The organism is Pseudomonas sp. P5_B2 (assembly GCF_056400445.1).
The window spans coordinates 1-1,633 of the sequence record NZ_JBFULH010000800.1; the positions used below are offsets into that span (position 1 = coordinate 1).

The 1,633-nt window shown below is 54.8% G+C and carries 1 protein-coding gene and 1 pseudogene; both read left to right on the forward strand.

The window, feature by feature from the left end; translation table 11 throughout:
* Nucleotides 1-105, forward strand: a pseudogene (locus AC1DRJ_RS26920) (oxidoreductase); the annotation flags it as partial.
* Nucleotides 106-142: 37 nt separating this feature from the next.
* The gene (locus tag AC1DRJ_RS26925) at nucleotides 143-1,048 is read left to right on the forward strand and encodes an alpha/beta hydrolase (RefSeq protein ID WP_477804827.1); all 906 of its coding nucleotides are present in this window, start codon (nucleotides 143-145) and stop codon (nucleotides 1,046-1,048) included.
* The last annotated feature ends 585 nt before the right edge of the window (nucleotides 1,049-1,633 follow it).

Genomic DNA, 1,633 nt, shown 5'->3' on the forward strand with positions numbered 1-1,633 from the left:
GATCACAGGGACTATGTCCTCAGCGATGAGGAGCGTGCTTCCAATGCGGTCATTCTGCAGTGTGTTTCACGTGCCAAGTCTTCAAGGCTGGTGCTTGATATCTGACGGTGACTGCGCGTCACGCTTTATCTGGGAGGCAATAATGAGTAGTTGCGAACTGAATGCTATCAGGGATGAGCTTCGCTTTCGTAGAGAAAATCCACTTGAGTCGCTGCAGCTGGCTCGCATTGGTTTTGACCAAGTGTGCAATCGTTTTTCCGCTCCGCCCAATTGCAGCTCCACGGCGTCGACGCTCGGTGGAGTGCCTGTACGGACGGTGACCTGCGTGGAATCCCGGCGCTCGCTACTCTATGTCCACGGAGGTGGATTTATGGTGGGCAGCGCTGAAGGTTTTGAGGGGATCGCCGGTACGCTTGCTGCTGGTACATCTTCCACGGCTTATGTAGTTGATTATCGACTAACGCCTGAAAATGCATACCCTGCTGCTCAGCAGGATGTTCTGGCTGCGTATGCGGCGTTACTCGCGAACAGCGAAAGTGCAAACGATATCGCATTGGTGGGGGATTCGGCGGGAGCCCAACTCATCATGGCCGCTCTGATTTACGCCAGGACGATGAGAATGGAAATGCCGGGGTGCGTCGTGCTGTTTTCTCCTTGGGTGGATCTGGCTCTCACCGGAGAAAGCATCCTTACCAAGGCTACTGTGGACTTCTTTCTTACACCTCAGAAGTTGCAAGCCTGTGCTGACGCCTACCTGGGAGAACAGGTCGATGCTGCTTCTTTCATCTTGGAGGCTGACCTGGAAGGTTTGCCGCCGCTGATGATTCAAGTGGGGGAGTGTGAAATCCTCCTGGATGACGCAGTACGTCTGGCGAGAATCGCTGGATCAGCTGGCGTGGACACCAGACTGGAGGTATGGCCCGGTCTGTTTCATGTCTGGCAAGCGTATGCTCCGGCTCTCTCTGAGGGGCGTGAGGCACTCGCCGCTGCCGTCAATTTCATAAACAGGGTGCTGGAACGGGAAAAGGCCGTTGCAGTTGGCGGTTGACTGTCGTTTCAGGCGTTTGCTCGCTGCCGTGATCATGCGGTCGAGATTACCTTCAGCATCGAACCATGCGAGGATCCAGCCATCACGCTGGGGCGTCCAAAACCCCGCCTTGGGAAGTGCAGTGCCAAATCGCTGAGGCTGCCTTCGTAGCGCGGTTGGAACGCCAGCCGGCGCAAGGCATTGCTGTCACGCTGCAAGCGCAGAACATCTCCAGTCTCCAGTGCTATTGCATACGATGCTCCGCCCATATTCGCCACGGCATGACTAACTGGCCCAGTTTCGAAGTGCGCAGGGTGCGAAATTGCACTCCACTTGACCACCTCATTGCATCGGTACTGACCACTCGTTTGCATCGTACTTGACCAGGCGTTTGCAATGGATCTGACCACCGATTCCATCGGAATTTACCAGCACGTTTAGTCAACATGATCGGCGGAGAACTGCCCATTGCTACCGGTGGCGACAGGCAGTCATTGGCCGATTCTGTTGAAAAAGTCGGCCATGGTTTCCACGACAGAAAAGTATGCGCTTGAGATTGAAGTCTTTACTTTGATCAGAGGATTTCGGGTTCAGATTTCGCGTAGC

Excerpts from the sequence above, each read along its gene's own strand:
- AC1DRJ_RS26925 (WP_477804827.1), top strand. The coding sequence starts at position 143 with ATGAGTAGTTGCGAACTGAATGCTATCAGGGATGAGCTTCGCTTTCGT.